Origin of the sequence: Micromonospora sp. LHW51205 (genome assembly GCF_003315815.1) — a bacterium.
In the GTDB taxonomy this organism is placed as follows: Bacteria; Actinomycetota; Actinomycetes; order Mycobacteriales; family Micromonosporaceae; genus Micromonospora; species Micromonospora chalcea.
The window spans coordinates 214,305-238,468 of record NZ_QMEZ01000001.1; the positions used below are offsets into that span (position 1 = coordinate 214,305).

General features: G+C 73.2%; 24 protein-coding genes. 11 read left to right on the forward strand and 13 right to left on the reverse strand.

What is annotated here, in order from left to right:
* Window positions 1-218 precede the first annotated feature (218 nt).
* From DQE82_RS00995 to DQE82_RS01025, 7 genes are all read left to right on the forward strand, one after another.
* Window positions 219-668 (forward strand): hypothetical protein, encoded by a 450-nt coding sequence (locus tag DQE82_RS00995; RefSeq protein WP_176722874.1) that lies wholly within the window; start codon window positions 219-221, stop codon window positions 666-668.
* Window positions 665-1,108, forward strand: coding sequence for a ferritin-like domain-containing protein (locus DQE82_RS01000; protein ID WP_043325825.1), 444 nt, complete (start codon window positions 665-667; stop codon window positions 1,106-1,108). Before DQE82_RS00995 ends, DQE82_RS01000 begins: the two co-directional genes overlap by 4 nt.
* A 69-nt stretch (window positions 1,109-1,177) precedes the next feature.
* Window positions 1,178-1,759 (forward strand): PadR family transcriptional regulator, encoded by a 582-nt coding sequence (locus tag DQE82_RS01005; RefSeq protein WP_030503427.1) that lies wholly within the window; start codon window positions 1,178-1,180, stop codon window positions 1,757-1,759.
* Between the two features lie 19 nt (window positions 1,760-1,778).
* Window positions 1,779-2,510, forward strand: coding sequence for an ABC transporter ATP-binding protein (locus DQE82_RS01010; RefSeq protein WP_069089326.1), 732 nt, complete (start codon window positions 1,779-1,781; stop codon window positions 2,508-2,510).
* Complete coding sequence (locus DQE82_RS01015; protein WP_113971782.1) at window positions 2,507-5,185, forward strand: FtsX-like permease family protein; 2,679 nt, start codon at window positions 2,507-2,509, stop codon at window positions 5,183-5,185. The genes DQE82_RS01010 and DQE82_RS01015 overlap by 4 nt, the downstream gene beginning before the upstream one ends.
* 153 nt (window positions 5,186-5,338) lie before the next feature.
* Window positions 5,339-5,806, forward strand: coding sequence for a nitroreductase family deazaflavin-dependent oxidoreductase (locus DQE82_RS01020; protein ID WP_043325828.1), 468 nt, complete (start codon window positions 5,339-5,341; stop codon window positions 5,804-5,806).
* A gap of 105 nt (window positions 5,807-5,911) precedes the next feature.
* Window positions 5,912-6,640, forward strand: a complete 729-nt coding sequence (locus DQE82_RS01025; RefSeq protein WP_113971783.1) for a nucleotidyltransferase domain-containing protein — start codon at window positions 5,912-5,914, stop codon at window positions 6,638-6,640.
* A 12-nt stretch (window positions 6,641-6,652) separates the two neighbouring features.
* Here DQE82_RS01025 and DQE82_RS01030 read toward each other — a convergent pair whose 3' ends face one another.
* Window positions 6,653-7,369, reverse strand: coding sequence for a VIT1/CCC1 transporter family protein (locus DQE82_RS01030; protein WP_030503432.1), 717 nt, complete (start codon window positions 7,367-7,369; stop codon window positions 6,653-6,655).
* Window positions 7,366-8,223 carry a type I methionyl aminopeptidase gene (map, locus tag DQE82_RS01035; protein WP_043325831.1) on the reverse strand — a complete coding sequence of 286 codons (858 nt, stop codon included), beginning with the start codon at window positions 8,221-8,223 and terminating at the stop codon, window positions 7,366-7,368. The genes DQE82_RS01030 and map overlap by 4 nt, the downstream gene beginning before the upstream one ends.
* A gap of 94 nt (window positions 8,224-8,317) precedes the next feature.
* Here map and DQE82_RS01040 point away from each other — a divergent pair, with 94 nt between their 5' ends.
* Window positions 8,318-8,632 carry an STAS domain-containing protein gene (locus DQE82_RS01040; RefSeq protein WP_199495904.1) on the forward strand — a complete coding sequence of 105 codons (315 nt, stop codon included), beginning with the start codon at window positions 8,318-8,320 and terminating at the stop codon, window positions 8,630-8,632.
* A gap of 22 nt (window positions 8,633-8,654) precedes the next feature.
* Here the strand turns inward: DQE82_RS01040 and DQE82_RS01045 are convergent, their stop codons facing one another.
* From DQE82_RS01045 to DQE82_RS01070, 6 genes are all read right to left on the reverse strand, one after another.
* The gene (locus tag DQE82_RS01045; protein WP_158559958.1) at window positions 8,655-9,809 is read right to left on the reverse strand and encodes an aromatic acid exporter family protein; all 1,155 of its coding nucleotides are present in this window, start codon (window positions 9,807-9,809) and stop codon (window positions 8,655-8,657) included.
* Window positions 9,810-9,956: 147 nt separating this feature from the next.
* Entirely contained in the window at window positions 9,957-13,625 is a 3,669-nt protein-coding gene (locus DQE82_RS01050; RefSeq protein WP_113971784.1) for a SpoIIE family protein phosphatase, read from the reverse strand.
* 204 nt (window positions 13,626-13,829) lie between these two features.
* On the reverse strand, window positions 13,830-14,540 hold the full coding sequence (locus DQE82_RS01055) for a gamma-glutamyl-gamma-aminobutyrate hydrolase family protein (RefSeq protein WP_043325834.1): 711 nt from the start codon (window positions 14,538-14,540) through the stop codon (window positions 13,830-13,832).
* Window positions 14,537-15,304, reverse strand: a complete 768-nt coding sequence (locus DQE82_RS01060; RefSeq protein WP_043330553.1) for a 3-oxoacyl-ACP reductase — start codon at window positions 15,302-15,304, stop codon at window positions 14,537-14,539. Before DQE82_RS01060 ends, DQE82_RS01055 begins: the two co-directional genes overlap by 4 nt.
* Before the next feature lie 5 nt (window positions 15,305-15,309).
* A complete protein-coding gene (locus tag DQE82_RS01065; RefSeq protein ID WP_370446781.1) occupies window positions 15,310-16,656 on the reverse strand; it encodes an aldehyde dehydrogenase in 1,347 nt (448 codons plus the stop codon).
* A 155-nt stretch (window positions 16,657-16,811) separates the two neighbouring features.
* Entirely contained in the window at window positions 16,812-18,176 is a 1,365-nt protein-coding gene (locus DQE82_RS01070; protein WP_113971786.1) for a glutamine synthetase family protein, read from the reverse strand.
* 86 nt (window positions 18,177-18,262) lie between these two features.
* On the opposite strand from DQE82_RS01070, the gene DQE82_RS01075 reads away from it, so the two are divergent.
* Window positions 18,263-19,435 carry a sorbosone dehydrogenase family protein gene (locus tag DQE82_RS01075; RefSeq protein ID WP_064447073.1) on the forward strand — a complete coding sequence of 391 codons (1,173 nt, stop codon included), beginning with the start codon at window positions 18,263-18,265 and terminating at the stop codon, window positions 19,433-19,435.
* Between the two features lie 31 nt (window positions 19,436-19,466).
* On the opposite strand, the gene DQE82_RS01080 is transcribed toward DQE82_RS01075, so the two are convergent.
* Window positions 19,467-19,715 carry a flavin reductase gene (locus tag DQE82_RS01080; RefSeq protein ID WP_113971787.1) on the reverse strand — a complete coding sequence of 83 codons (249 nt, stop codon included), beginning with the start codon at window positions 19,713-19,715 and terminating at the stop codon, window positions 19,467-19,469.
* Entirely contained in the window at window positions 19,715-20,008 is a 294-nt protein-coding gene (locus tag DQE82_RS01085; RefSeq protein WP_233514559.1) for a hypothetical protein, read from the reverse strand. Before DQE82_RS01085 ends, DQE82_RS01080 begins: the two co-directional genes overlap by 1 nt.
* Window positions 20,009-20,460: 452 nt before the next feature.
* Here DQE82_RS01085 and DQE82_RS01095 point away from each other — a divergent pair, with 452 nt between their 5' ends.
* Complete coding sequence (locus tag DQE82_RS01095) at window positions 20,461-21,210, forward strand: helix-turn-helix transcriptional regulator (RefSeq protein WP_051611197.1); 750 nt, start codon at window positions 20,461-20,463, stop codon at window positions 21,208-21,210.
* Window positions 21,197-21,397 carry a DUF397 domain-containing protein gene (locus DQE82_RS01100; protein WP_113971789.1) on the forward strand — a complete coding sequence of 67 codons (201 nt, stop codon included), beginning with the start codon at window positions 21,197-21,199 and terminating at the stop codon, window positions 21,395-21,397. Before DQE82_RS01095 ends, DQE82_RS01100 begins: the two co-directional genes overlap by 14 nt.
* A 13-nt stretch (window positions 21,398-21,410) precedes the next feature.
* On the opposite strand, the gene DQE82_RS01105 is transcribed toward DQE82_RS01100, so the two are convergent.
* From DQE82_RS01105 to DQE82_RS01115, 3 genes are all read right to left on the reverse strand, one after another.
* Window positions 21,411-21,788: a nuclear transport factor 2 family protein gene (locus tag DQE82_RS01105; protein WP_064447071.1), complete on the reverse strand. Its 378-nt coding sequence runs from the start codon at window positions 21,786-21,788 to the stop codon at window positions 21,411-21,413.
* Window positions 21,789-21,818: 30 nt separating this feature from the next.
* The gene (locus DQE82_RS01110; protein WP_113971790.1) at window positions 21,819-23,393 is read right to left on the reverse strand and encodes an amino acid permease; all 1,575 of its coding nucleotides are present in this window, start codon (window positions 23,391-23,393) and stop codon (window positions 21,819-21,821) included.
* A 262-nt stretch (window positions 23,394-23,655) separates the two neighbouring features.
* A complete protein-coding gene (locus DQE82_RS01115; RefSeq protein WP_043325848.1) occupies window positions 23,656-24,156 on the reverse strand; it encodes a DUF456 domain-containing protein in 501 nt (166 codons plus the stop codon).
* Window positions 24,157-24,164 lie beyond the last annotated feature (8 nt).

Below are 24,164 nucleotides of genomic sequence, written 5' to 3' on the forward strand. Positions count from 1 at the left end.
TCCCGGGCCGGTGCGGGCGGTCGGCCCGCCATACCGGCACGCCACCGGGGCGTCCGCGCCCGGTGGTTGCGCAGAGCGTAACGCTAACGGCCGCGGACGGACCCGGCGGCGCACCGAGACCCTGACCCACGAGGCGGCGCGAATGGTGTTGACTCTGTCAGGTGGGGACCGGCAGAACACCATCCGACCAGGTCAGAGCGGGGCATTCCCGGCGCTGGCTGCTGCGCGCCGGAGGGCTCGTGGCGCTCGGCGGCGCGGCCGCGCCGCTGACCGGTTGTGATCTTTTCGACCGCGACCAGGAGCCACCGGCGCCTGATGCGCTGGAGCCGCTGGCCGCCGAGGCGCTGGCGCTGGAGGCCCGCTACCGGGCAGCCGCCACCGCCGCCCCGGCGCTCGCCGGACGGCTCACCCCGATCGCCGACGCGCACAAGGCGCACGCCGAGGAGCTACGCCGGGTCATCGGCCGGCCGGCTCCCTCCGGCACGCCGGCGGCCGCCGGCTCGGCGAGCGCGCCCGCGCCCGACGCCGTGCTCACCGAGCTGCGTCAGGCCGAGCAGGAGGGCCGGACCAACGCGGCGAAGGCCTGCGCCGAGGCGCCGGCCGAGCGGGCCGCGCTGCTCGGCTCGATCGCCGCCGCGCGGGCGACCCACGTGGAGGCCCTGAAGTGAACAACCCGACGACCGGCCCGGCCCAGGCCCTCGCCGACGCGCTCGCCGCCGAGTACGCGGCGATCTGGGCGTACGGGGTGATCGGCGTGCACCTCACCGGCGCGGCGCGGACGGCGGCCCGGGCCGCCGAGGCGGCGCACCGGTCCCGCCGCGACGCGCTGCTCCTGCAGCTCGCCGAGGGCTCCGGGCAGGTACCCGCGGACCGGGCCGGGTACGCGCTGCCCTATCCGGTCACCGACCGGGCGGGAGCGCTGCGGCTGGCGGTGGAGATCGAGGAGCGGACCGCCGGGCACTGGCGGGCCGCGCTCGCGCACACCAGCGGCGTGGAGCGGAACACGGCGCTCGCCGCGCTCACCGACTGCGCGCTGCGGGCCACCCGCTGGCGGCGTACGGCGGGCGTGACACCGGTCACCGTTCCGTTCCCGGGCCGCCCCGCCTGAGCGCGACGCCGGTCACCCGGCGAAGCTTCCCGGTTGCGCTGCGCATACCAGGTATGCATACTCGCGGTCATGTCCATCCGTCACGGCCTGCTCGCCCTTCTCGAACGCGGCCAGATGTACGGCTATCAGCTCCGTGCCGCGTTCGAGGAGTCCACCGGGTCGACCTGGCCGCTGAACATCGGGCAGGTCTACACCACGCTGGCCCGGCTGGAACGCGACGGACTGGTGCGCCCGCTGCCGGAGAACGAGAGCGGGCAGCGGCCGTACGAGATCACCGACGCCGGACGGGCGGACCTGGCGATGTGGTTCGCCACCCCGATCAGCCGCGCCGACCGTCCCCGCGACGAGTTGTCGATCAAGCTGGCGCTGGCGTTGACCACGCCGGGCGTCGACGTGCGGGCGGTGGTGCAGACCCAGCGCACCGCCACCATGCGCGCGCTTCAGGAGTTCACCCGGTTGAAGTACACGAGCGACAAGCCGGAGGATCTACCCTGGCGGCTGGTGCTGGACGCGATGATCTTCCAGACCGAGGCCGAGGTGCGGTGGCTCGACCACTGCGAGACCAGCCTGGTCCGGCACCGCCCGGCGCCGATCCGGGCGGTCGACCACCCCGAGGCGGTGGACCGGGCCGGCGACGAAGCCCGCCGGTGACCCGGCACGGGAGGCGCTGATGGACCCGATCGACGGGGTGCTGGAACTGCGGGACGTACGCCGTACGCACGGCACCGGTGAGGCCGCCGTGCACGCGCTGCGCGGCGTGAGCCTGACCGTGCGGGCCGGGGAGCTGGTGGCGGTGATGGGCCCGTCCGGGTCCGGCAAGTCCACGCTGCTGGCGCTCGCCGGCGGCCTGGACCGGCCCACCGGCGGCGAGGTGGTGGTCGAGGGCGAGGCGCTGGTCGGGCTGTCCGCCCGGGAGCTGGCCCGGCTGCGCCGCCGCCGGATCGGGTACGTCTTCCAGGATCTGAACCTGCTCGGCAGCCTGACCGCGGTGGAGAACGTGGCGCTCCCCCTGGAACTGGACGGCGCCGGCGTACGGGCGGCCCGCCAGTCGGCCCTCGACGCGCTGCGCGAGGTCGACCTGGAGGACCTGGCCGACCGCTTCCCGGACCAGATGTCCGGCGGACAGCAGCAGCGGGTGGCGATCGCCCGGGCCCTCGTCGGCGAACGCCGCCTGGTCCTCGCCGACGAGCCGACCGGCGCGCTGGACTCGCAGACCGGTGAGGCGGTGCTGCACCTGCTTCGCCGCCGGGTGGACGCCGGGGCGGCCGGGGTGCTGGTCACCCACGAGGCCCGGCACGCGGGCTGGGCGGACCGGGTGGTCTTCCTGCGCGACGGGGTGATGGTCGACTCGACCGCCCCGCTGATCGGCGTCGACCACCTGCTCAGCGGCAGCATCCGGTGACCGGCGGCCGCCTCGCCGCCGTACGCGGATCGTGGCGGACCGCGCTGCGGATCGCCCGCCGGGAGGCCCGGCGGTCCCGGCGGCGCACGCTGCTGGTGCTGGTGATGATCGCGCTGCCGGTGCTCGGCCTCAGCTTCGCCGCGGTCAGCTACGACATGGGCGACCTGACCCGCGCCGAGCGGATCGAACGCCAGCTCGGCGGCGCCGACGTCGCGCTGCGCTGGGAAAGCCTGACGGCGGTGAGGCAGGACGCCTGGGGCGAGTCGGCCTGGCCGGTCGAGGGCGAATGGGTCGGCCGGACCCGTCCGGCGACCGCCGAGGAGGTGCGCGCGCTGCTGCCCGAGGGCAGCCGGGTCGCCCGCACGCGCTGGTGGATGACGTTCTCGACGCGGATCGGCCGGCACGTCGAGTCGCTCGACGCGCGCGCCCTGGACCTGACCGACCCGCTCACCCGGCCGCTGGCCCGGGTCCTCGACGGCCGGCCGCCGGTGCGCCCGGACGAGATCGCGGTCAGCCCGGCGGCGCTGCGCCGGCTCGACACCCGCATCGGCAACCCGGTACGCACCATCGACGGCGCCACGTACCGGGTGGTCGGGGTGGTGGAGTACCCGGACAACCTCCGGGAGGTGATCACGCTGGCCGCTGTGACCCCGGAGACCGCGGCCGGCAGCGACACCTGGCTGGTGGACCTGCCCGGCCCGCTCGACCCGGGGCTCGCCGACCGGCTGAACGCGCAGGGCATCCAGATCGTCGTCCGCGACCCGCTGCCCGGGCGGGAGGAGCTCACCCGCGGTATGCGCGTGCCGGACGCCGACGAGGCCGGCGTCGTCGGCGTGGTCGGCGGGCTGGGCCTGCTGGAGGTGGTGCTGCTGGTCGGCCCGGCCTTCGCGGTGAGCGTCCGCCGTCGGCGGCGCGACCTCGCGCTCGTCGCGGTGGCCGGTGGCGACGCCTCCCACCTGCGCCGGATCGTGCTCGCCGACGGGGTGGTGCTCGGCGCCGGCGGGGCCGCCCTCGGGCTGCTGCTCGGCATCGGCGCCGCGTTCGCCGGCCGGCCGCTCGTCGAGCAGTACCTGCTCGGGGAGCGCCTCGGGGCGTACCGGATCTTCCCGACCGCGCTGGTGGCGATCGCCGCGACGGCGGTGCTGGCCGGGGTGCTGGCGGCGATGGCGCCGGCCTGGACGGCGGCCCGGCAGGACGTGACGACCGGCCTGGCCGGCCGGCGCGACGGGTCCCGGCCCCGCCGCCGCTGGCTGCTGATCGGGGTGGCGCTCACCGTCGCCGGGACCGCGATCGCCGCGTTCGCCGCCGGCCGCACCTCGCAGACCGGCGTGCTGGCCGGTGTCGCCCTGGGCGAGCTGGGGCTGGTGTTCTGCACCCCGACGCTCGTGGGCGTGCTGGGCCGGGCCGGCCGGCTGCTGCCGCTCACCCCCCGCCTCGCGTTGCGCGACGCCAGCCGCAACCGGTCGTCGGCCGCGCCGGCCATCTCGGCGGTGATGGCCGCCGTCGCCGGAAGCGTCGCGCTCGGCGTCTACGTGGCCAGCGACGAGACCCGCTCCCGGGAACTCTGGCAGCCCGGCCTGCCGCCGGGCAACGTGCTGCTCACCCACTCCGGGCCGACCCCGACGGGCCCGCCGTCGGCCGAGGCCGTCGCCGCCCGGGCCCGCACGGTCCTGCCCGACGCCACAGTGGTGTCGGTTGCGACCCCCGGGTGCGCCGGCGACGTCCGGGACAAGAACGACTGCGCGGCGTACGCGCTCGTTCCGCCGGAGCAGCGCTGCCCGTACACCTCCTCCGACCCGGTCCCCGACGCGGCCCGGCGCGATCCGCGCTGCGTGAGCCCCTTCCAGGAGCCGGTCGACGTCTACCTGCCGGCGCTCGTGGACGACGGCGCCGCGCTGGCCGCGCTCACCGGCGCGCCCGCCGACGAGCTGGCCGCCGCGCGCCGGACGCTCGCCACCGGCGGCGTGGTGGTCACCGACGCCCGGCGGGTGGTGGACGGGCAGGTCCGGGTGGAGGTCAACTACAACTCCGGCGGCCCGCCCACCGGGCGTCTCCTGCCCGCGTACGCGCTGCGCGGCGGTCTCAGCGTCGACCGGTTGGTGCTCTCCCCCGCCGCCGCGGACGCGCTCGGCCTGTCCGCCGTACCGCTTGGCTACCTGCTGGACACCGCCGGCTCGCCCACCGATCGGCAGATGGAGATGCTGACCGACGAGCTGTACGACATCGGGCCCATGTCGGCGCAGGTGGCGACCGCCGACCCGCCGTCGGACCAGCGCCCGATGCTGCTCCTGCTGGCGGTGGCCTCGGGGGTGATCACGCTGGGCGCCGCCGCTGTCGCCACCGGCCTCGCCGCGGCCGAGGGCCGCCGGGACCTGTCCACGCTCGCGGCGGTGGGCGCCGATCCCCGGGTACGCCGCCTGCTGTCGCTCTGCCAGGCCGGGGTCATCGCGGTGCTCGGCTCCGCGCTGGGCATCGTCGCCGGGCTCGGCTCCGCCGTGGTCGTCCTGGCCGCGCTCAACCAGCGGTACGCGGATTCCTGGCCGGTGCAGCCGCCGTACCCGGTGACGGTGCCCGGCGTGACACTCGCCGCGCTGGTCGTGGTGCCGCTGGTGGCGATGGGCGGCGCGGCGCTGTTCACCAGGTCCCGCCTGCCGATCGAACGCCGGCTCGACTGAGCCGGCCGCCCATGCATGATCCACACCATTTCGCCGGAGTGGCGGCATCGCGGTGGGGTGGATGCCACCACCTCGGGGAAGTGGAGTCGACCTTGGGGCGGACTGACCGTCCGAGGGGGTGACGGGGCGCGGTGCGGGCGGCACACTTGTCGGATGTCAGCCCTGGGAACCCTCACCCGCCGTCTCGGTCACCAGCGTTGGTTCGGCGCCACCATGCGCCTGCTCGTCCCGGCCGACCGGCTGGTCGGCCGGATGACGAAGGGCCGAGTGGTCGCCTTCGGGCTCGTGCCCACGCTGGTGCTCACCTCCACCGGCCGCCGCTCCGGCAAGCCCCGCAGCAACCCCCTGGTGTACGTCCCCGACGGCGACGCCTACGTGGTGATCGGCTCGAACTGGGGGCAGCAGCACCAGCCGTCCTGGACGTTCAACCTGATGGCTAATCCGGCCGCCGAGGTGGACGTCAAGGGCCGCCGGATCCCGGTCACCGCCGAGCAGGTCACCGGCGAGGAACGGGAACGGCTGTTCCAGCGGCTGGTGCAGGAGTGGCCCGCGTACCGCACGTACGTCGAGCGCGCCGGTAACCGCGAGATCCGCGTCTTCCGCCTGGTCCCGAACGCCTGAGCGCCCTTGCCGCAGACGCGCACAATCCGACATCCGCGCCCCCGGGGCCGCCCGGCCCGATCTGGCTAGGGTTGCCGCAGGCGAGCGCTCGGACGGAGGTGGACCGTGGCTGTCGACGTGAACGCCGAGCGGCGTCTGGACGACCCGCGGTGGCAGGTGGCCGAGCGCGTCGGTGACGCCGTCCTGCGGCGGTTCCCGGCCGACGTGCTGGCGGTCGCCGTACACGGTCCGCTCGCGCACGGCGACGACGACGGCGGCGGGGACCGCGAGGTCGGGTTGCTGGTCGTCACCTACCGGCCCGACGCCGGGCCGCCGCCGGCCACCCGCCGGGTGGACGGGGTGCTCGTCGACCTGACAGTGGCCGGGGCGGACGACTACCTGCGCCGGGCGACGACGATCACGTCCCGGTGGCCGCTGGCCGCTGATCGGTACGTCACCACCCGTGCCCTGCACGACCCGACCGGCTGGCTGCCGAAGCTGCGCGACGAGCACCTGGCACGACTGGCGCGGGCCCGGCCGGCGGAGTTCACCGGCGCCGCGCGGCAGGCGTGGTACCGGGGCAGCGCGGCGCACGCCCGGGCGTTGCGGCTGGCCGAGTGGTACGAGACGGACCAGGCGCTGCTCATGCTCGGCGAGGCGCGGCTGGCCGCGGCGACGGTGCAGGGGCTGTTCAGCCGCACCTACTTCCGCGACGCCGGGGACGCGGTGCGGCGTACCGGGCTGGCCGGCGCGGACATGACCGAGGTGGGCGCGGCGCTGACCCGCCAGGCCGAGGAGCTGACCGCCCGGGGCCGGCCGGTCGACGGCACGATCGACGACCTGCTGTCCGGCTGAGGACGCTCAGCCTCAGCCGATGCCGCCGCCGACGCCGATCAGCGCGCCGATCAGGTAGGTGGCGCCGGCCGCCAGCGCGCCGAGCAGCAGCTGCCGCAGACCGGCACGCCACCAGGCACGGTTGGTGAACCGGGCCACGATCGCACCGGCGACGAAGAGGCCGACGCCGCCGACGGCGAGCGCCAGCCAGAGGCTGGTGAAACCGAGCAGGTACGGCAGCAGCGGCACCAGCGCGCCGATCGAGAAGCAGACGAACGACGAGATCGCGGCGGCCCACGGGCTCGGCTGGTCGTCGGGGTCGACGCCCAACTCCTCCCGTACGTGCACCCGCAGCGCCTCCTCCGGGTTGGCGCGTACCGCCTCGGCGACCTGCGTCGCCAGCTCGCGGGGCAGTCCACGGGCGACCCAGGCGTCGGCCAGCTCCCGGGCCTCGGCCTCGGGGTGGCGTTCCAGCTCGCGCCGCTCCTTGGCCACCTCGGCGGCGACCTGCTCGTTCGCGGACCGGACGCTCGTGTACTCGCCGAGACCCATCGAGATGGCGCCGGCCACCAGGCCGGCCGCGCCGGTGAGCACCACGTTGCGCGGGGACACCCCGCCGCCGCCCACACCGGCGATCAGCGCGATGTTGGTGACCAGTCCGTCCATCGCGCCGAAGACGGCCGGCCGCAGCCAGCCGCCGGAGACGTCCGCGTGGTGCGCCTCGCGCAGCGCCGCCGGGGTGTCGGTCACGGCAGCGTCAGGATCTCGTAGCCGTCGTCGGTGACGACGATGGTGTGTTCGAACTGGGCCGTCCACCGGCGGTCCTTGGTGACCACGGTCCAGCCGTCGTCCCACATGTCGTACTGGTAGGTGCCGAGCGTGATCATCGGCTCGACTGTGAACGTCATGCCGGGCTCCATCACGTCGGTGGGGCGCGGGCTGTCGTAGTGCGGCACGTAGAGGCCACTGTGGAACGCCTCGCCGATGCCGTGCCCGGTGAAGTCGCGGACCACGCCGTAGCCGAAACGCTTCGCGTACGACTCGATCACCCGGCCGATGACGTTGATCTGCCGGCCCGGCGCGATGGCCTTGATGCCGCGCATCATCGCCGTGTGGGTCCGCTCGACAAGCAGGCGGGCCTCCTCGCTCACCTCGCCCACGCAGAACGTGGCGTCGGTGTCGCCGTGCACGCCGTTCAGGTACGCGGTGACGTCGACGTTGATGATGTCGCCGTCCTGGAGCACCGTCGAGTCGGGGATGCCGTGGCAGATCACCTCGTTGAGGCTGGTGCAGCACGACTTCGGGAAACCCCGGTAGCCGAGCGTCGACGGGTAGGCGCCGTGGTCGCAGAGGAACTCGTGCACCACCCTGTCGATCTCGTCGGTGGTCACCCCCGGCTTGCAGTGCTCACCGGCGAGCTGGGTGGCCTGCGCGGCGAGGCGCCCGGCCACGCGCATCTTCTCGATGGTCTCCGGCGTCTGCACGTGCGAGCCGCGCCACTCCTGCGGGCGCTTCTTACCCACGTACTCCGGGCGCGGGATGTGGGCGGGAACCGCTCGCCACGGGGAGAGCGTGCCGGGGGTCAGCGGCGCACGGACGGTCATGGCCCAAGCCTATCGCCGGGGGTGGTGTGCCCCCCGCCACAGCCCGGCCGGGCAGGTTGTTGCCGTACCGCAAACGCTGTGCCATTGTTGCTCCGTGGATCAAGGGGGCGCGGCGCCCGTCTTCTCCGTGACGGCGCAGGTCGACGGCGACCAAGTGCGCGTCCAGGTGACCGGCGAGGTCGACATGGCGACCGCCGACATCATGTTCCAGACCGCGCTCCGCGAGCCTGCCAAGCAGCTCACGCTCGACCTGCGGGCGGTGACCTTCTTCGACTCGGCCGCCATCCACGCGGTGGTCCGGCTCGCCCAGCGGTTCCCGAACGCGCTCACCGTGCTGCCGTCCCCGCAGGTCCGGCGCGTGCTGGACATCTCCGGCCTGGGCGACCAGGACTGGCTCGCCCCCACCTGACCGACTCGGGTGCCCTTCGGGTCTAGAAGGCGTCTCCCATCGCCGGCGGCAGGGGCAGGTCCGGTCTCGGCTGCCCCTGATCCGACGCGGGGTGCCGCTTTCCCGACTCCCCGGCGGTGTCCGGGGCGAGATCACGACGCAGCGACTCGGCGTCGCGCTTGCGCACCCCGCTCGCCCGGATCGTGTTCACCGCGATGATGGTGAGTTCGTTCGCCACGTTGATGCCGCTGACGCGCGGGCCGCTGCGCAACGCCTCCTGAACCAGGCGGAGGGCCGACATCGCGGCCCGCTGGGAACGGGAGGGCCGGCTGGCGGACGGGGACCAGCCCGTACCGACGGTGCGCGCGGCCTCGGCCAGGCACCGCGCGGCCTCGGCGAGCGACCGCGGAACGGGCTCGTCGTCACGGATCGCGCGTTCGAGGTTGAGCGCGACGTCGCGGCTGTGCAGCAGGGAGCGGATCATGAGGATGGCGCCGTGCCGCCATCCCTGCAACGCGCTCTGGTTGTGCCACCGCAGCGGCGAGATGCGGACGACCTCGTCAGCGCCCGACATTGCGGCCTCCACCTCCGAGGTGTCGAGCCGGCGCAGCCTGTCGAGACCCTGACGGGCCAGCTCGGCGTCCCGGGCCAGGGCCGCGTCGGCGAGGCGGTCCAGCTCGGCGGCCATCTGGTCGAGCAGTGGCCGGCCGGCCCGCCGGATCCGGTGGATCGGGTGCAGGGGCAGCACCACGACCGCGATCAGGATGCCGACCACTCCACCGACGACGCCGTCGAGGAAGCGGGGCAGCGCGATGTCGGTCCGGGCCGGGAAGAGCACGGCGATCACCAACGCGCTGCCGCCGACCTGGGTGACGAACGCGCCCTCGTCGCTGAGCAGGACGGCGACGAGGATCGCGGCGGCGACGATGACGCCGATCTGTACGTATCCCTGCCCGACCCAGGAGACCAGCAGGTCGCCCAGCGCGATGCCCACCGCCACGCCGGCGATGAGCAGCAGCGTACGGCGGAAGCGCTGACTCACCGAACTGGCGATGGTGCCGACCGCGACGGCGGGCGCGAACAGCGGTTGCGGGTTGTGGATCAGATCCTTCGCGACCCACCACGCGACTGCGGCGGCCACCCCGCACTGCACCGCCACGAGCAGGCTCAACCGCACCCGCCGCAGTCGCTCTCCCACGGTCGCCCGGCCAGTGCGGCGAATCGCCGTCCACGCCGCGCCAACCGGGTCGTTCCCGCTGTCCCGCGAAAGACGGAACGGCTCACGCCCCATGAGGCGATCCTAGGGACTTCGCCGCATTTGATCCGCTTTACGCTACAACAGCCCTCAGTCCCGGTCGGCCAGCCGGCGGCGCAGCGTCAGCTCGGTGCCCTCCTCGGTACGGGTCACGTTCATCTCCCCCAGCGCCTGGATCAGCGCCAGCCCGCGCCCCCGGAAGCTCGACCCGCTCGACTCCCGCCAGCGCCCGGTGTCCCGGACGGTCGCGGTGACCGTACGGTCGGCGATCGTCACCTCGACCTCGATCGTCGGGTCCACCGGGTCGACCGGGTGCTCGATCGCGTTCGCCGCCGCCTCGGAGACCGCCACGGTCAGATCGAACAGGTCGGTCTCGCCGACCTGGTGGGCGACGAGGAAGTCCTCCAGCCGCTTGCGCAGCACGCTGAGCCGGGTCGGGTCGGCGGGCAGACGCAGCGCGAAGCGGTTCAACTCGGCCGCCTCCAGCGCGAGGACGGCCACGTCGTCGTGCCGGGAGCGCCCGGCCACCCGCGCCATGACGGCGTCGACCAGGTCCGCCACGTGCTCGGCGCGGGCCGTCGCGTCCGACCGCAACTGGCCCAGCCCGGCGTCGATGCCCGCGGACCGGTCCTCGATCAAGCCATCGGTGTAGAGCAGTAGCCGGTTGCCCGGCGCGAGTTCGCCTTCGGCGGCCGGGTAGACGGTGCCGGGGATCGCCCCGATCGGCGGTCCGAGGGCCCGATCGTGCAGGAACGCCACGTCGTCTCCTCGGATCAGCAGGGGTGAGGGATGGCCGGCGCTGGCGTACCGGATCCGGCCGGTGCGCGGGGAGAAGCCGAGGCAGACGACGGTGGCGAAGGAGCCGCTGCCGGCGGAGTGGACCAGCCGGTTGAGGCGGGTCAGCGCCTCGCCCGGGTCGTAGCCCTCCAGGACGTACGCCCGCAGCGCGTTGCGGAGCTGGCCCATCGCCGCGGCGGCCCGCACGCCCTTGCCCACCACGTCACCGATGACCAGCACCAGGTCGTCGTCGGCGGTGGCCATCACGTCGTACCAGTCGCCGCCGACCTCCACGTCGGCGCTGCCGGGCAGGTAGCGGCTGGCGACCACCGCGCCGGGCAGCTGCGGCAGCGTACGCGGCAGCAGGCTGTGCTGGAGCGTGGTGGCGATGTGGTGCTCGGCCTCGTAGAGCTGGGCGTTCTCCAGCCGGACGCCGACCAGCCGGGCCAGTTCGGTCAGCGCCGCCTGCTCGGTGCCGCCGCCCTCGCGCCGCCACACCCGCAGCTCACCGAGCTGCTCGCCGGACGTGCCGGTGAGCGGCAGCACCACTGTCGGGTCGGCGGGCAGGTCGCCGCCGGCGTCCTCCTCGTGACGGGCCCCGGTGGTGGTGACGCGGACCCGTCCGGCCTCGGCCAGGCGCAGCGCGTGCCGGGCGGCCACCCGCACCACCTCGGCTGTCGACCGGGCGGTGTTGATCTCCACGGCGGCGTCGGCGAGCGCCCGCAGCCGGCGGATGATCTGCCCACGCAACTGGCCCAGCTCGACGTTGGCCCGGACCCGGGCCACCAGTTCCTGGCTGGAGAAGGGCTTGGTCAGGTAGTCGTCGGCGCCCGCGGACAGGCCGGCGACCTCCTCGGCGGCGCCGGCCCGGGCGGAGAGCAGCACGATCGGCACGTACCGGGTGGCCGGTTTGGCGCGCAGCGCGGCGACCAGCCCGAAGCCGTCCAGCCGGGGCATCATCACGTCCGTCAGCACCAGGTCGAACGGGGTCTCGACGGCCAGCCGCAGCGCCTCCGCGCCGTCCGGCACGGCGACCACCTCGTACGCCGGGGAGAGCAGCCGGACGACGTGCTCGCGCAGGTCGGCGTTGTCGTCGGCGAACAGGATCCGGCCCGCGCCGCCCGGGGTGCCGTTCGGCTCGGGCAACCCGACGGGCCGGGCCACCTCGTCGGTCCAGAGCGCCGTCTCGGCGACGTAGAGGCGGGCCTGCTCCGGCTCGGTCAGCGGCACCGGCGAGAGGGCGGACACCCGGTCGGCGGGCAGGTGCGCGTACCCGAACGGCATGGTCACGGTGAACGTGGTGCCCCGGTCGACGACGCTGTGCGCGGTGACGGTGCCGCCGTGCATCTCGACCAGCTCGCGGACCAGGGCCAGGCCGATGCCGGTGCCCTCGTGGGTACGCGAGCGGGCGCCGGCGACCCGGTGGAACCGCTCGAAGACCTGCGGCAGCTCCTCCGGCGCGATGCCGACGCCGGTGTCGGTCACCTCCAGGACGGCGGCCCGGTCGGTCGCGCGTACCCGGACCCGGATCTCGCCGTCGAAGGTGAACTTGACCGCGTTCGACACCAGGTTGAGGACGATCTTCTCCCACATGTCCCGGTCGACGTAGACCGGCGCGGGCAGCGGCGGGCAGTCCACCACCAGGCGCAGCCCGGCCCGCTCGGTGGCCGACCGGAACGTGCTGGCCAGCCGGGAGGTGAAGTCGGACAGGTCGGTGGGCTGGTAGCGGGCGGCCAGCCGGCCGGACTCCAGCCGGGAGAAGTCGAGCACCGTGTTGACCAGCTTGAGCAGGCGCAACCCGTTGCGGTGCATGACGGTGAGCCGGTCGATGTAGCGATCCGGCAGTTCCCGGTCGGCGAGCATCTCCTCGAGCGGCCCGAGGACCAGCGTGAGCGGGGTGCGGAACTCGTGGCTGACGTTGGCGAAGAAGTTGGTCTTGGCGCGGTCGAGCGCGGCCAGCTCGGCGGCGCGGGCGCGTTCCTGCTCGTACGCCCGCTGCTTGCCCACCGCCCGGCTGACCTGCGCGGCGACCAGGCCGACGAAGTCGCGGTAGTCGTCACTGAACGGCAGCCGGCGGGACACGCCGAGCAGCAGCACCCCGGCCGCCTCGTTCGTCGCGGTCAGCGGCAGCAGGAGCGCCTGGCCGGCGGCGTCCGGCGGCACCGCGCCGGGCAGCTCGGCGGTGGCGATCCAGCGCGGCTCGGTGAGCGGCTCGCCGTCGGACACTCCGGGCGGCGGACCGGCGACAACGGCGGGGTCCACGCCCGAACAACCGCCCGCCACGAGATCGCCGCGCTCGTCGGGGAACCACAGCGCGCTGAACGGCACGTCGGCTCGGTGGGCGTCGAGCACCCGGGTGACCGCCCGGCCCAGTTCCCGCATGTCCGGCACTTCGCCCAGCTCGTTGCCCAGCTCGGCCAGGGCCCGCAGCCGGCGCTCGCCGAGCACCCGCCCGGTGGTCTCGTTGACGAAGCAGAAGATCCCGCTGACGGTGCCGTCGACGTCGCGGATCGGGTCGTACGAGACGTCGAAGTAGACGTCCTCCAGGAAGCCGTGCCGGTTCAGCACGAAGGGATGGTTCTCACCCCGGTAGGGCACGCCCGTGCGGCGCACCCCGTCCAGCAGCGGGCCGAGCACGTCCCAGGTCTCGGCCCAGTGCCGGTGCGCGGCCTGCCCGATCACGGCGGGGTGCTTGTCGCCGATGGTCGGCCGGTAGGCGTCGTTGTAGAAGGCCAGGTGCTGCTCGCCCCAGAACACCACCATCTGGGCGCGGGACGACAGCATGGTGCTCATCGCGTGGGAGAGCGCGGCGGGCCAGCGGTCCGGGCTGCCGAGCGGGGTGGCGGCCCAGTCGAAGGCGCGCAGCCGCTCGCCCATCTCGCCGCCGGCCGCGAACGCCGCGGCGAGCAGCGGCGACAGTGACGCCTCGCCGGCCGCCGGGGACGAACGACTGTCGCCCCCGCCCCCCTGGGCCGAGCCCATGCAGCCTCCCGCTCCGGCCATGATCACGACGGTCGGCGCTGTCACGCCGACCGTCCCCGCCTACTACCCCGACGGACGAGCAACGTAACGCACCCGCACCGTTCGACGCTGGTTACCTCCGCCTCATCCTGGCGTAACAGACGGGCCGGGGCGACTCGGGCGGTCCGGCCGGGATGACCAGGCCGGAGATTCGGCTGTCCCCACCTACGAAATGTGAGTGTGTGATCTGGCCGACACCACGGACCGGACCAGCGCGGCCACCGGTCGCGGGTCCGGCTCGTTCTCCGGATGCCACTGCACCCCGAGCACGAAGCGCCGCGCCGGATCCTCCACCGCCTCGATCACCCCGTCGTCGGCCCAGCCGGTCACCGCCAGGCCGCCGGGGTCGGCCACCGCCTGATGGTGGTACGAGTTGACCCGGTCCACCCCGGCCATCACCTCGGCGGTCCGGCTGCCGGCGGCGAAGCGCACCGGGTGCGACCCGTACACGCCCGGCGCGGGACGGTGCCCGTCGTGCCCGACCACGTCCGGCAGGTGCTGGTGCAGTAGGCCGCCGTACGCCACCGCGAGCAGCTGCATCCCCCGGCACACGCCCAGCACCGGCAGGTCGGCGGCGAGCGCGGCGCTCAGCAGCGTCGTCTCCCCGGCGTCGCGCTCCGGCCGGCTCTCGGTGCGCGGGTCGGGCGGCTGCCCGTACCGCTCCGGGCCGACGTCCGCGCCGCCGGCCAGCAGCAGCCCGTCCAGCATCCCCAGCACGTCCGCGTCGGCGTCGTCCGGGGGCAGCACCACGGCCCGGCCGCCCGCCGCGGTGACCGCCCGGACGTACGCGTGCGGCACGAGCGTCGCCGGCACGTCCCGCCACACCGCCCAGCCGGCCGGCTCGACGTACGCGGTGATGCCGATGACCGGCCTCATAGCGGTGTGACGTAGGCGCCGGTGATGCCGCCGTCGACGACGAACTGCGCGGCGGTCATGAACGAGGCGTCGTCGCTGGCGAGGAACGCCACCGCGGCGGCGATCTCGGTGGGATCGCCGAATCGGCCCATCGGCACGTGCACCAGCCGCCGGGCCGCCCGCTCCGGGTCCTTGGCGAACAGCTCCAGCAGCAGCGGCGTGGCCACCGGACCGGGGCACAGCGCGTTGACCCGGATGCCCTCGCGGGCGAACTGCACGCCCAGCTCCCGGGTCATCGCCAGCACCCCGCCCTTGCTCGCCGTGTACGCGATCTGCGACGTCGCCGCGCCCATCAGCGCCACGAACGACGCGGTGTTGATGATCGAGCCCTTGCCCTGCCGCCGCATGTGCGGGATGACGTACTTGCAGCACAGGTAGACGCTCGTGGTGTTCACCCGCAGCACCCGTTCCCAGGCGTCCAGGCCGGTCTCCAGGATGGAGTCGTCGTCCGGCGGCGAGATGCCCGCGTTGTGGAACGACACGTCCACCCGGCCGTGGCGCTGCACCACCCCGTCGAACAGGTCGCGGACCGCCGTCTCGTCGGCCACGTCGGCGGCGACGAACTCGCCGTCCACCTCCTGCGCGGCCCGGGTACCGGCGTCGGCGTCGATGTCCACGCACACCACCCGGGCGCCCTCGGCGGCGAAACGCCGTACGGTGGCCAGCCCGATGCCGCTGCCCGCGCCGGTCACGACCGCCACCCGGTCGGAAAGCCGTCCCTGCACTGTGATCACTCCTCGGTGCCGATGAACACGTTCTTGACGTCGGTGAAGGCGTGCAGCGCGTCCGGACCCAGCTCCCGGCCCAGGCCGGAACGCTTCATCCCGCCGAACGGGGTCCAGTAGCGCACCGAGGAGTGCGAGTTGACGCTGAGGTTGCCGGCCTCGACCGCGCGGGCCACCCGCACCGCCCGCCCGACGTCCCGGGTCCAGATCGAGCCGGAGAGGCCGTACTCGGTGTCGTTGGCGAGCCGGATCGCGTCCGCCTCGTCGTCGAACGGCAGCACCGAGACGACCGGGCCGAAGACCTCCTCCCGCCAGTGCCGGTCGGCCGGGGAGCCGGCGAGCAGCACCGTCGGGGCGTACCAGAAGCCGGGGCCGTCGGGGCAGGAGCCGGTGAACGCGACGTCCGCGCCGTCGACGTACCCGGCGACGCGGTCCCGGTGCGCGGCGGAGATCAGCGGGCCCATCTCGGCCGTGTCCCGGGCCGGGTCCTCCACCCGCACCGCCCGTACGGCCGGTTCGAGCAGGTCCAGGAACCTGTCGTACACCTGACGCTGGACCAGGATGCGGGAGCGGGCGCAGCAGTCCTGGCCGGCGTTGTCGAAGACCGCGTACGGCGCGGTGGCCGCCGCCTTCTCCAGGTCGGCGTCGGCGAAGACGATGTTGGCCGACTTGCCGCCCAGCTCCAGCGTCACCCGCTTCACCTGGGCGGCGCAGCCGGCCATGATCCGCGTGCCGACCTCGGTCGAGCCGGTGAAGCAGATCTTGCGGACCGCCGGGTGGGTGACGAACCGCTCGCCGACCACGCTGCCCTGACCGGGCAGCACTGTGAACACGCCGTCGGGCAGCCCGGCGTCGCGGGCCAGCTCGGCGAGGCGCAGCGCGGTCAGCGGGGTCAGCTCGGCCGGTTTCAGCACGACCGTGTTGCCGGCGGCGAGCGCCGGGGCGAACCCCCAGCCGGCGATCGGCATCGGGAAGTTCCACGGCACGATCACGCCGACCACGCCCAGCGGTTCGTGGAACGTGACGTCGAGCCCCCCGGGCACCGGGATCTGGTGCCCGGTCAGCCGTTCCGGCGCGCCCGCGTAGTAGTCGAGCACGTCGCGGACGTTGCCCGCCTCCCAGCGCGCGTTGCCGATGGTGTGCCCGGCGTTGCGCACCTCCAGCAGAGCCAGTTCCTCAAGGTGCGCGTCGACCTGGGCCGCGAACCGCCGCAGCAGCCGCCCCCGATCCCCCGGCGCCACCCGACGCCACGTCTCGAACGCCGCGGAAGCCCGCGCGACAGCCGCATCCACGTCCTCAACGGAGCACCCCGGAACGACCCCGATCCCCGCCCCGTCAACAGGCGAGATCACCTCACCCACGCGGTCCCCCTCCCCTCAGCTCGGCGATCTTGTAGTTGCTGCCCCGGCGAAAGCCGCACAACGCCCGCGTCGAGGGCTGTAAGTGCAAGATCGGCGTCGACAGCGGGAGCGCGAGGGCGGGCGCGGGGGCGAGGGAGGGCGGCGGGTCAGAGGCGTTCGAAGCCACGGGTCAGCTCCCAGTCCGTCACCGCGGCGTCGAAGGCGGTCAGCTCGACCTTCGCCTGGTTGGCGTAGTGGTCGGCCACCTCGTCGCCGAACGCCTCCCGGGCCACCTCGGAGCGCTGCCACAGGTCCAGCGCGTCACGCAGCGTGGTTGGCACCCGCTCGGCGTCCGGGTCGTCGTACGCGTTGCCGGTGCACTCGTCCGCCAGCTCCAGCTCGTTCTCGATGCCGTGCACCGCCCCGGCCACCAGTGCGGCGATCGCCAGGTACGGGTTGACGTCGGCCCCCGGCACCCGGTTCTCCACCCGCATCCCCTGCCCGTGCCCGACCAGCCGCAGCGCGCAGGTGCGGTTGTCGGTGCCCCAGCGCAGCGCGGTCGGCGCGAACGAGCCCGGCTGATAGCGCTTGTACGAGTTGATGTTCGGCGCGAAGAACAGGCTGAACTCGCGCATCGTGGCGAGCAGCCCGGCCAGCACCCGCTGACCGGTGACGCTCAGGTGCGCCGGCCCGTCCCCCAGCATCGCCGACGAGCCGGAGGCGTCACGCAGCGAGAAGTGGATGTGGCAGGAGTTGCCCTCCCGCTCGTTCGGCTTCGCCATGAACGTGATCGCCATGCCCTCCTGGGCGGCGATCTCCTTCGCGCCGTTCTTGTAGATGACGTGGTGGTCGGCGCAGCGCACCGCCTCGTCGTACCGGAAGGCGATCTCGTGCTGGCCGAGGTTGCACTCGCCCTTCGCGCTCTCCGGGGTGAGCCCGGCGCCGGCCATCTCGGTGCGGATACGGCGCAGCAGCGGCTCGACCCGGGCGGTGCCGAGCAGCGAGTAGTCCACGTTGTACTGGTTGGCCGGCGTCAGATCGCGGTAGCCGCGCCGCCACGCCTCCTCGTACGAGTCGCGGTAGAGCACGAACTCCAGTTCGGTGCCGGCGTACGCGGTCAGCCCGTGCGCGGCCAGCCGGTCCAGCTGCTTGCGCAGGATCTGCCGGGGCGAGGCGACCACCGGGCCGGAGCCGTCCAGCCACTCCAGGTCGGCCAGCAGCAGCGCGGAGCCGGGCTGCCAGGGCATCCGGCGCAACGTGTCCAGGTCGGGGCGCATGGCGAAGTCGCCGTAGCCGCGTTCCCAGCTCGACATCGCGTACCCGTCGACGGTGTTCATGTCGACGTCCACGGCGAGCAGGTAGTTGCAGCCCTCGCTGCCGTGCGTGACCACATGGTCGAGGAAGTAGGGCGCGTGGAACCGCTTGCCCTGCAAGCGCCCCTGCATGTCGGTGAGGGCGAGCACCACCGTGTCGATCTCACCCTCGGTGACGGCGACCCGCAACTGTTCCAGCGAGAGCGGCGTTGGTTTCATCAGGGGCCTCCATCACCAAGGTCTACTGGCAAACCGGATCACCGTCAATGCCCCGGCGAGGCCGGGTGCGAAACCGGGGAGAGCACATGCGCCGTCGTACCGTCGCGGTCGTCGCCGCCGTCCTCGCGATCGTGCTGGCCGCCACCGACGCGCACGCCGACCGCAGACCCGCCGAGGGGCGACCCGCCGCCGGGCCGGACCGGCCGGCGACCGCCGACGCGCGACCGGTCATGCTCGACCTGCGCGGCTTCGACGGACGCTCCGGCTGGTCCGGCTACGACCTGAGCCGCCCGCACGTCGTCGCCACCGGCCTGGAGGCGCCGTGGGGCCTGGGCTTCCTGCCCGACGGCAGCGCCCTGGTCGCGCAGCGGGACCGGGGCACGATCCTGCGCGTACGCCCCGGACGCCCGGCCCGCGAGGTGGCGCGGATCGCCGACGTGGTCGCCGGTGGGGAGACGGGCCTGCTCGGGCTGGCGGTCTCCCCCACGTACCGCCGGGACCGGTGGGTCTACGCCGCCTACACCACCGCCACGGATCTGCGGATCGTCCGGTTCCGCCTCGGCTCGTCCCGCGCGCCCCGGGTGCTGGTCAGCGGCATCGCCCGCAGCTCGGTGCACGCCGGCGGGCGGATCGCGTTCGGCCCCGACGGCATGCTCTACGCCGGGATCGGCGACGCCGGGGTGGCCGCCCGCGCGCAGGACCTGACCAGCCGCAACGGCAAGATCCTGCGGCTCCGCCCGGACGGCCGGACGCCCGCGGACAACCCGTTCCCGGGCTCGCTCGTCTACAGCTACGGCCACCGCAACGTGCAGGGCCTCGCCTGGGACCGGCACGGCCGGCTGTTCGCCACCGAGTTCGGGCAGAGCACCTGGGACGAGGTGAACCGGATCGTGCCCGGCGGCAACTACGGCTGGCCGGTCGTCGAGGGCGTCGCCGGTGATCCCCGGTTCCGGGACCCGGTCGTCGTCTGGCCGCCCGCCCAGGCGTCCCCGAGCGGCGCCGCTTTCGCCAGGGGCACGCTCTACGTCGCCGCGCTGCGCGGCGCCCGGCTGTGGGCGGTGCCCGTCGACGCCGCCGGCCGCGTCGGCGTACCGGTGGCGGAGCTGGCCGGCACGTACGGCCGCCTGCGTACCGTCGAGGTGGCCCCCGACGGCGCGCTCTGGGTCGCGACCAGCAACCGCGACGGCCGCGGCACCCCGGCGGCCGGCGACGACCGCATCCTGCGCTTCCCGCTCACCCACCGCCGCCCCACGATCTGACCCCTGGGGTACGCGGACAGCCCGCGCCGCGTCAGCCACGAACCCGCGCCCAGGCCAGGAATCGGCTGTGCAGGTCCGGCGCGTGGTCGGGATTCAGTTGGGCGAGTTGTTCCCGCGCCTCGGTCATCAGCCCGCCGAGATAGAGCAGCAACGCGGTGCGGTCCTCCCGGTACTCGACGAGCAGCGACAGCCGGGCCGGCTGGCAGGGCCACTCCGCCCCGCAGTTGCGGCACCGCCAGAGCGGGCGCACAGGCAGGTGCGGAACCACGCACCGGCCCATCACCGCAGCCTTCGGGCGATCGCACGCGCCTCGTCGTCGCTGAGCGGAAGGAACCAGAAGAACCGCCGGACGATCTCGGGCGGTTCCGGCCCCTCGACGCGGCCACGCAGATCCCGGATCGCGCCGCGTACGAGGAACGCCATCATCCGGATGAGCGCAGCCGTATCGAGCTGATCGCGCGGAATGCGACGCAGGGTGGGACACGGCCACGGCTCCCGGCAGCGCTCGCATGTCCAGTCCGGCTGATACCCGACGTGCCCGATGGCGCTGAGGACACCGACCAGAGCCGTCACCAGCGGCCCCCGTTCGCCCGCCACTCCTGCGCCGGTGTCAGACGACCTGGGCTGCCCGGGCGAACCGTGGGAAACACCCGGGTCGGCTCGCGCATCCACGCCGGCAGGTTGCTGCCGGGGTCTCGCTTCGGCAGGGTGGGCAGCTCCCGGGTACGGCACCGGAACCATCGGACACGCACATCGGCCTCCTCGTTGATGGAGGGGGCCGCCCGGCATCGTCGGGACCGGGCGGCCCCGGGCTGGAATCCGCCCGTGCTCGCCTGCGACGAGCGAATCCGCATGCGTGACAGTCTGGTGAGGACATCGCTACGGTCGGAAGGCATCGAGCCTGGTCACGGCGCACCAGTGAAGCACCGGGCCGGTCGGCGGATGTCGAATGAAGTTCACGCACGGACTGTGGAGGAACTGTGGAGGAACCGACAGCCGATCTCATCCGATCGCACCTCCGCCGGATGCGCTCCGCCGCCGGTCTCAGTCAGGAGGAGTTCGGCAGGCTTCTGCACTACTCCGCGTCCATGGTCTCGGCAGTGGAGACTGGGGCCCGTCCGCTGGATCGCGTGTTCCTTGCGCGAGCAGATGAGGCGCTGAAGACCGGCGACCTGCTGACAACGCTGCTGAAGATGGCCGAACGGGAGAGCCAGCCTTCGTGGTTCCGTCCCTGGCTGGAGGCCGAGCGCTCGGCCCGTCAGCTTCGGTATTTCAATCCGTCCCTGATCCCTGGCCTGCTTCAGACGGCGAACTATGCCCGGATGGTGCTGCGCTTCGACAGCACGAGACCCCACGAGGAAGTGGAGAAGCAGGTAGCTGCACGATTGGAGCGGCAGGAGATCTTGCTTCGCGACCGTCCCCCGCTCGTCATCGCAGTGACTGATGAGTCAGCGCTCCGCCGCCGTGACGCCATCATGGCCGAGCAGCTCGCGCACCTGCTGCACATGGCCGAACTGCCGCACGTCCAACTACACGTTATTCCAGCCGATGCCGGTCATCACGTCGGCCTTTCCGGGCCGCTGGCGCTGGCCCACTCGGCGGAAGGCGGCTGGGTGGGGCACCTGGAGAACCAGCTTGCGGGTCTGGTCGTCGATGGCGAGGATGCGATGGCGACGCTCCTGGCACGGTGGGAAGGCGTCCGCAGCGTAGCCTTGCCGCAGACCCTGTCGGTCGCCCTGATAAAGGAAGTAGAGAGTCAGCATGGACCTCAGTAGCGCGATCTGGAAGAAGTCCACCCGCAGCGGCACGAGCGGTGGTGACTGCGTGGAGGTGGCCGACAACCTGCCGGGAGTCGTACTCGTACGCGACAGCAAGGACCGCGACGGCGCTACCCTCCACGTCACCCCGTCCTCGTGGCGGTCATTCATCGCCCTGGCCAAGCAGACCGGACCCGCAGCCTGACCAACAGGCCACTTCACATCGGCTGGACCCAGGCGGCTCGCCACTGCGGAGACGGGTCATGGCCGAGGCTGGTCCAGTACTCCCGGCCCTCGACGATCCGCCCGTCGCGCACGGTCCAGAACGACGCGACCCGGTGCACGCCCATCCCCTCGTGCGGCACCTCCACCTCGGACACCACCGTCTCGCCCGACGCCACCACCCGCAGCACCCGGATCGACCAGCCCTCCGGGTACTCGGCGTTGATCTTCACGTAGTTGTCGCGACCCACGATCCGCTCGGCGCTGGCCGGCCACTCCACCACCACGTCGTCGGCCAGCAGCTCGCCGACGCCGGCCCAGTCGCGGGCCTGCATGCGATCCCACAGCGCGCGTACCACCGCTTCCGCATTCATGGGCCGGATCATGGCAGGCCCCACCGACAGCTACGACGGCTCGGCGGGCTCCGGCTCCGGATCGGCCTGTTCGACGGTACGGCGCGGGCCGGTGAACCACCTGCGGGCCGAGGCGTACCACCAGATGGCGACGCCGAGCAGCACGCCACCGATCGCGATCGGCGCGTAGTTGACAGCCGTCCAGCTGAAGTCGGGGTTGCCGGGCACCCCCGCCGGGACGATCGGCAGCACGAAGTAGATCGAGATGACGGCGATCTCGACCACCGCGATCCAGCCGAGCAGCTTGTAGCGGCGGCCGAGCGTCCACGGGCCCGGGGTGAACCGGTCGCCCATCCGCAGCCGCAGGAAGATCGGGATGATGAAGGACAGGTACAGCCCGATCACCGCCACCGACACCACCGCGTAGAACGCGACAGGGATGCCGCCGCGCTGGTAGAGCGCGGGCAGCGTGAGCACCAGCCCGGCCAGCGTCGCGCCGATGATGGCTTTCACAGGCGTGCCGTTGCGGTCGACAGTCGACCACAGCCGCCAGCCGGGCACGGCCCGGTCGCGGCTGAACGCGTACGCCATCCGCGACATCGACGTCACGCAGCTCATGCCGCAGAAGAACTGCCCGATGGTGGAGATGATGATGACGGCCTTGAAGAAGAACGGCGTCAGCGCCGTCTCGAAGATCGCCCCGGAGAAGCCGCCCGCCTCGTTTATCGCGTCCACGTCGGTGGCCGCGAACAGGAACGCCAGCAGCAGGATCCAGCCGCCCACCGCCGAGTAGAAGATCGACCGCCACAGCCCCTGCGCGGCGGCCTTGGACGCGCCGCGGGTCTCCTCGGAGACGTGCGCGCAGGCGTCGAAGCCGGTGATCGTGTACTGCGTGAGCAGAAAGCCCAGCGGCAGCACGTAGAACCAGAACGCCAGCCCGCCGGTGTCGCCGTCACCGAAGCCGGAGTTGTTGAACCGCTCGGTGAACACGAACTGGAAGCTCTGGTGGTTGTCCGGGACCAGGACCAGGATCAGCACCACGGCGGCCGCGCCGGCCACGTGCCACCAGACCGAGACGTTCTGGAGTACGTCGATGATCCGGTGCCCGTAGATGTTGATCAGACCGTGCAGCGCGAGGATCACCACGAACAGCCCGAACGTCTGGTGCCCGGTGCCGGCCCAGCCGTCGAACAGCGCCGACAGCGTCAGGTTGAGGAACGTGGCGCAGCCGTAGTCGACAGAGGCGGTCACCGCGACCAGCCCGATCAGGTTGAGCCAGCCGGTGAACCAGCCGTGCACCGGCCGGCCCATGGTCGCCGCCCACCAGTAGATCCCGCCCGCCGTCGGGTACGCGGAGACCAGCTCGGCCAGGCAGAAGCCGATGATCAGGATGAACAGCGAGATCAGCGGCCAGCCCCAGGAGATCGCCACCGGGCCGCCGTTGTTCCACGCCTGGCCGAACGTGGTGAAGCAGCCGGCCAGGATCGAGATGATGGAGAACGAGATCGCGAAGTTGGAGAAGCCGCTCCACTTGCGGCGCAACTCCTGTTTGTAGCCGAGTTCGGCGAGTCGTCGGGCGTCATCGTCCATCGGCTGCTCGGCGGTCGGCGCGGGCGTCGTGGCCACTGCACACCTCCTCGAGGCGATGCTCGTGCGAGTGCTCGCAGTGTGCTCCCGGCCGATCAAGGTGGTCAATACGTACCCCGGTAATTGCGTTGTCGCCGGATCCCACCGGGGGCATCATTGTGGGCGTGACCAGGCCCGACCCGACGGGCCGGCGCCGGGCGCTCGGCAACGCCCGGTCCGCGGCGGCGCGCGGCGTCCACCTCTCTCTCACTGAAGTACGGCGATCGGCCGTACCCTCCGGACGCCCCGCGCCGCCGCACCTCTAGACGAACAGCAACCCGGCGACCCAGAGCGCGGCGATCATCAGGCCGGCCATGAACTCCAGCAGCATGGACAGCCCGGCCGCCTTCAGCGCCTGCACGGTGGCCGGCCAGGCGAGCCGGGTGTCGCCCAGCCGCAGCCGCTCCGCGCCGAAGATCCCGCCGACGAAGCCGATCGGCAGCCCGACCACCGGGATCACGAAGAAGCCGACCACCCCGAGCAGCCCGCCGACCAGCAGCGACGACGTGGGCACGCCGGTCCGCTTCAGGTTCCGCCCGGGCCACAGGTACTTGAGCACGGTGCCGCCGGCGGCGATCACTGTGGCGGCGGCGAGCACCGCCCAGCGGCCCGGCCCGGCGCCGCCGAACAGCGCCCACACCAGTACGCCGCCCCAGCACAGCGGCAGCGCCGGCAGCCCGGGCACTACCACTCCGGCCAGCCCGGCGATGATCGCCAGCGCGGCGACCACCGACACCACGGCCTGCGAATCGGTGAGGCTCACCGTTCTCC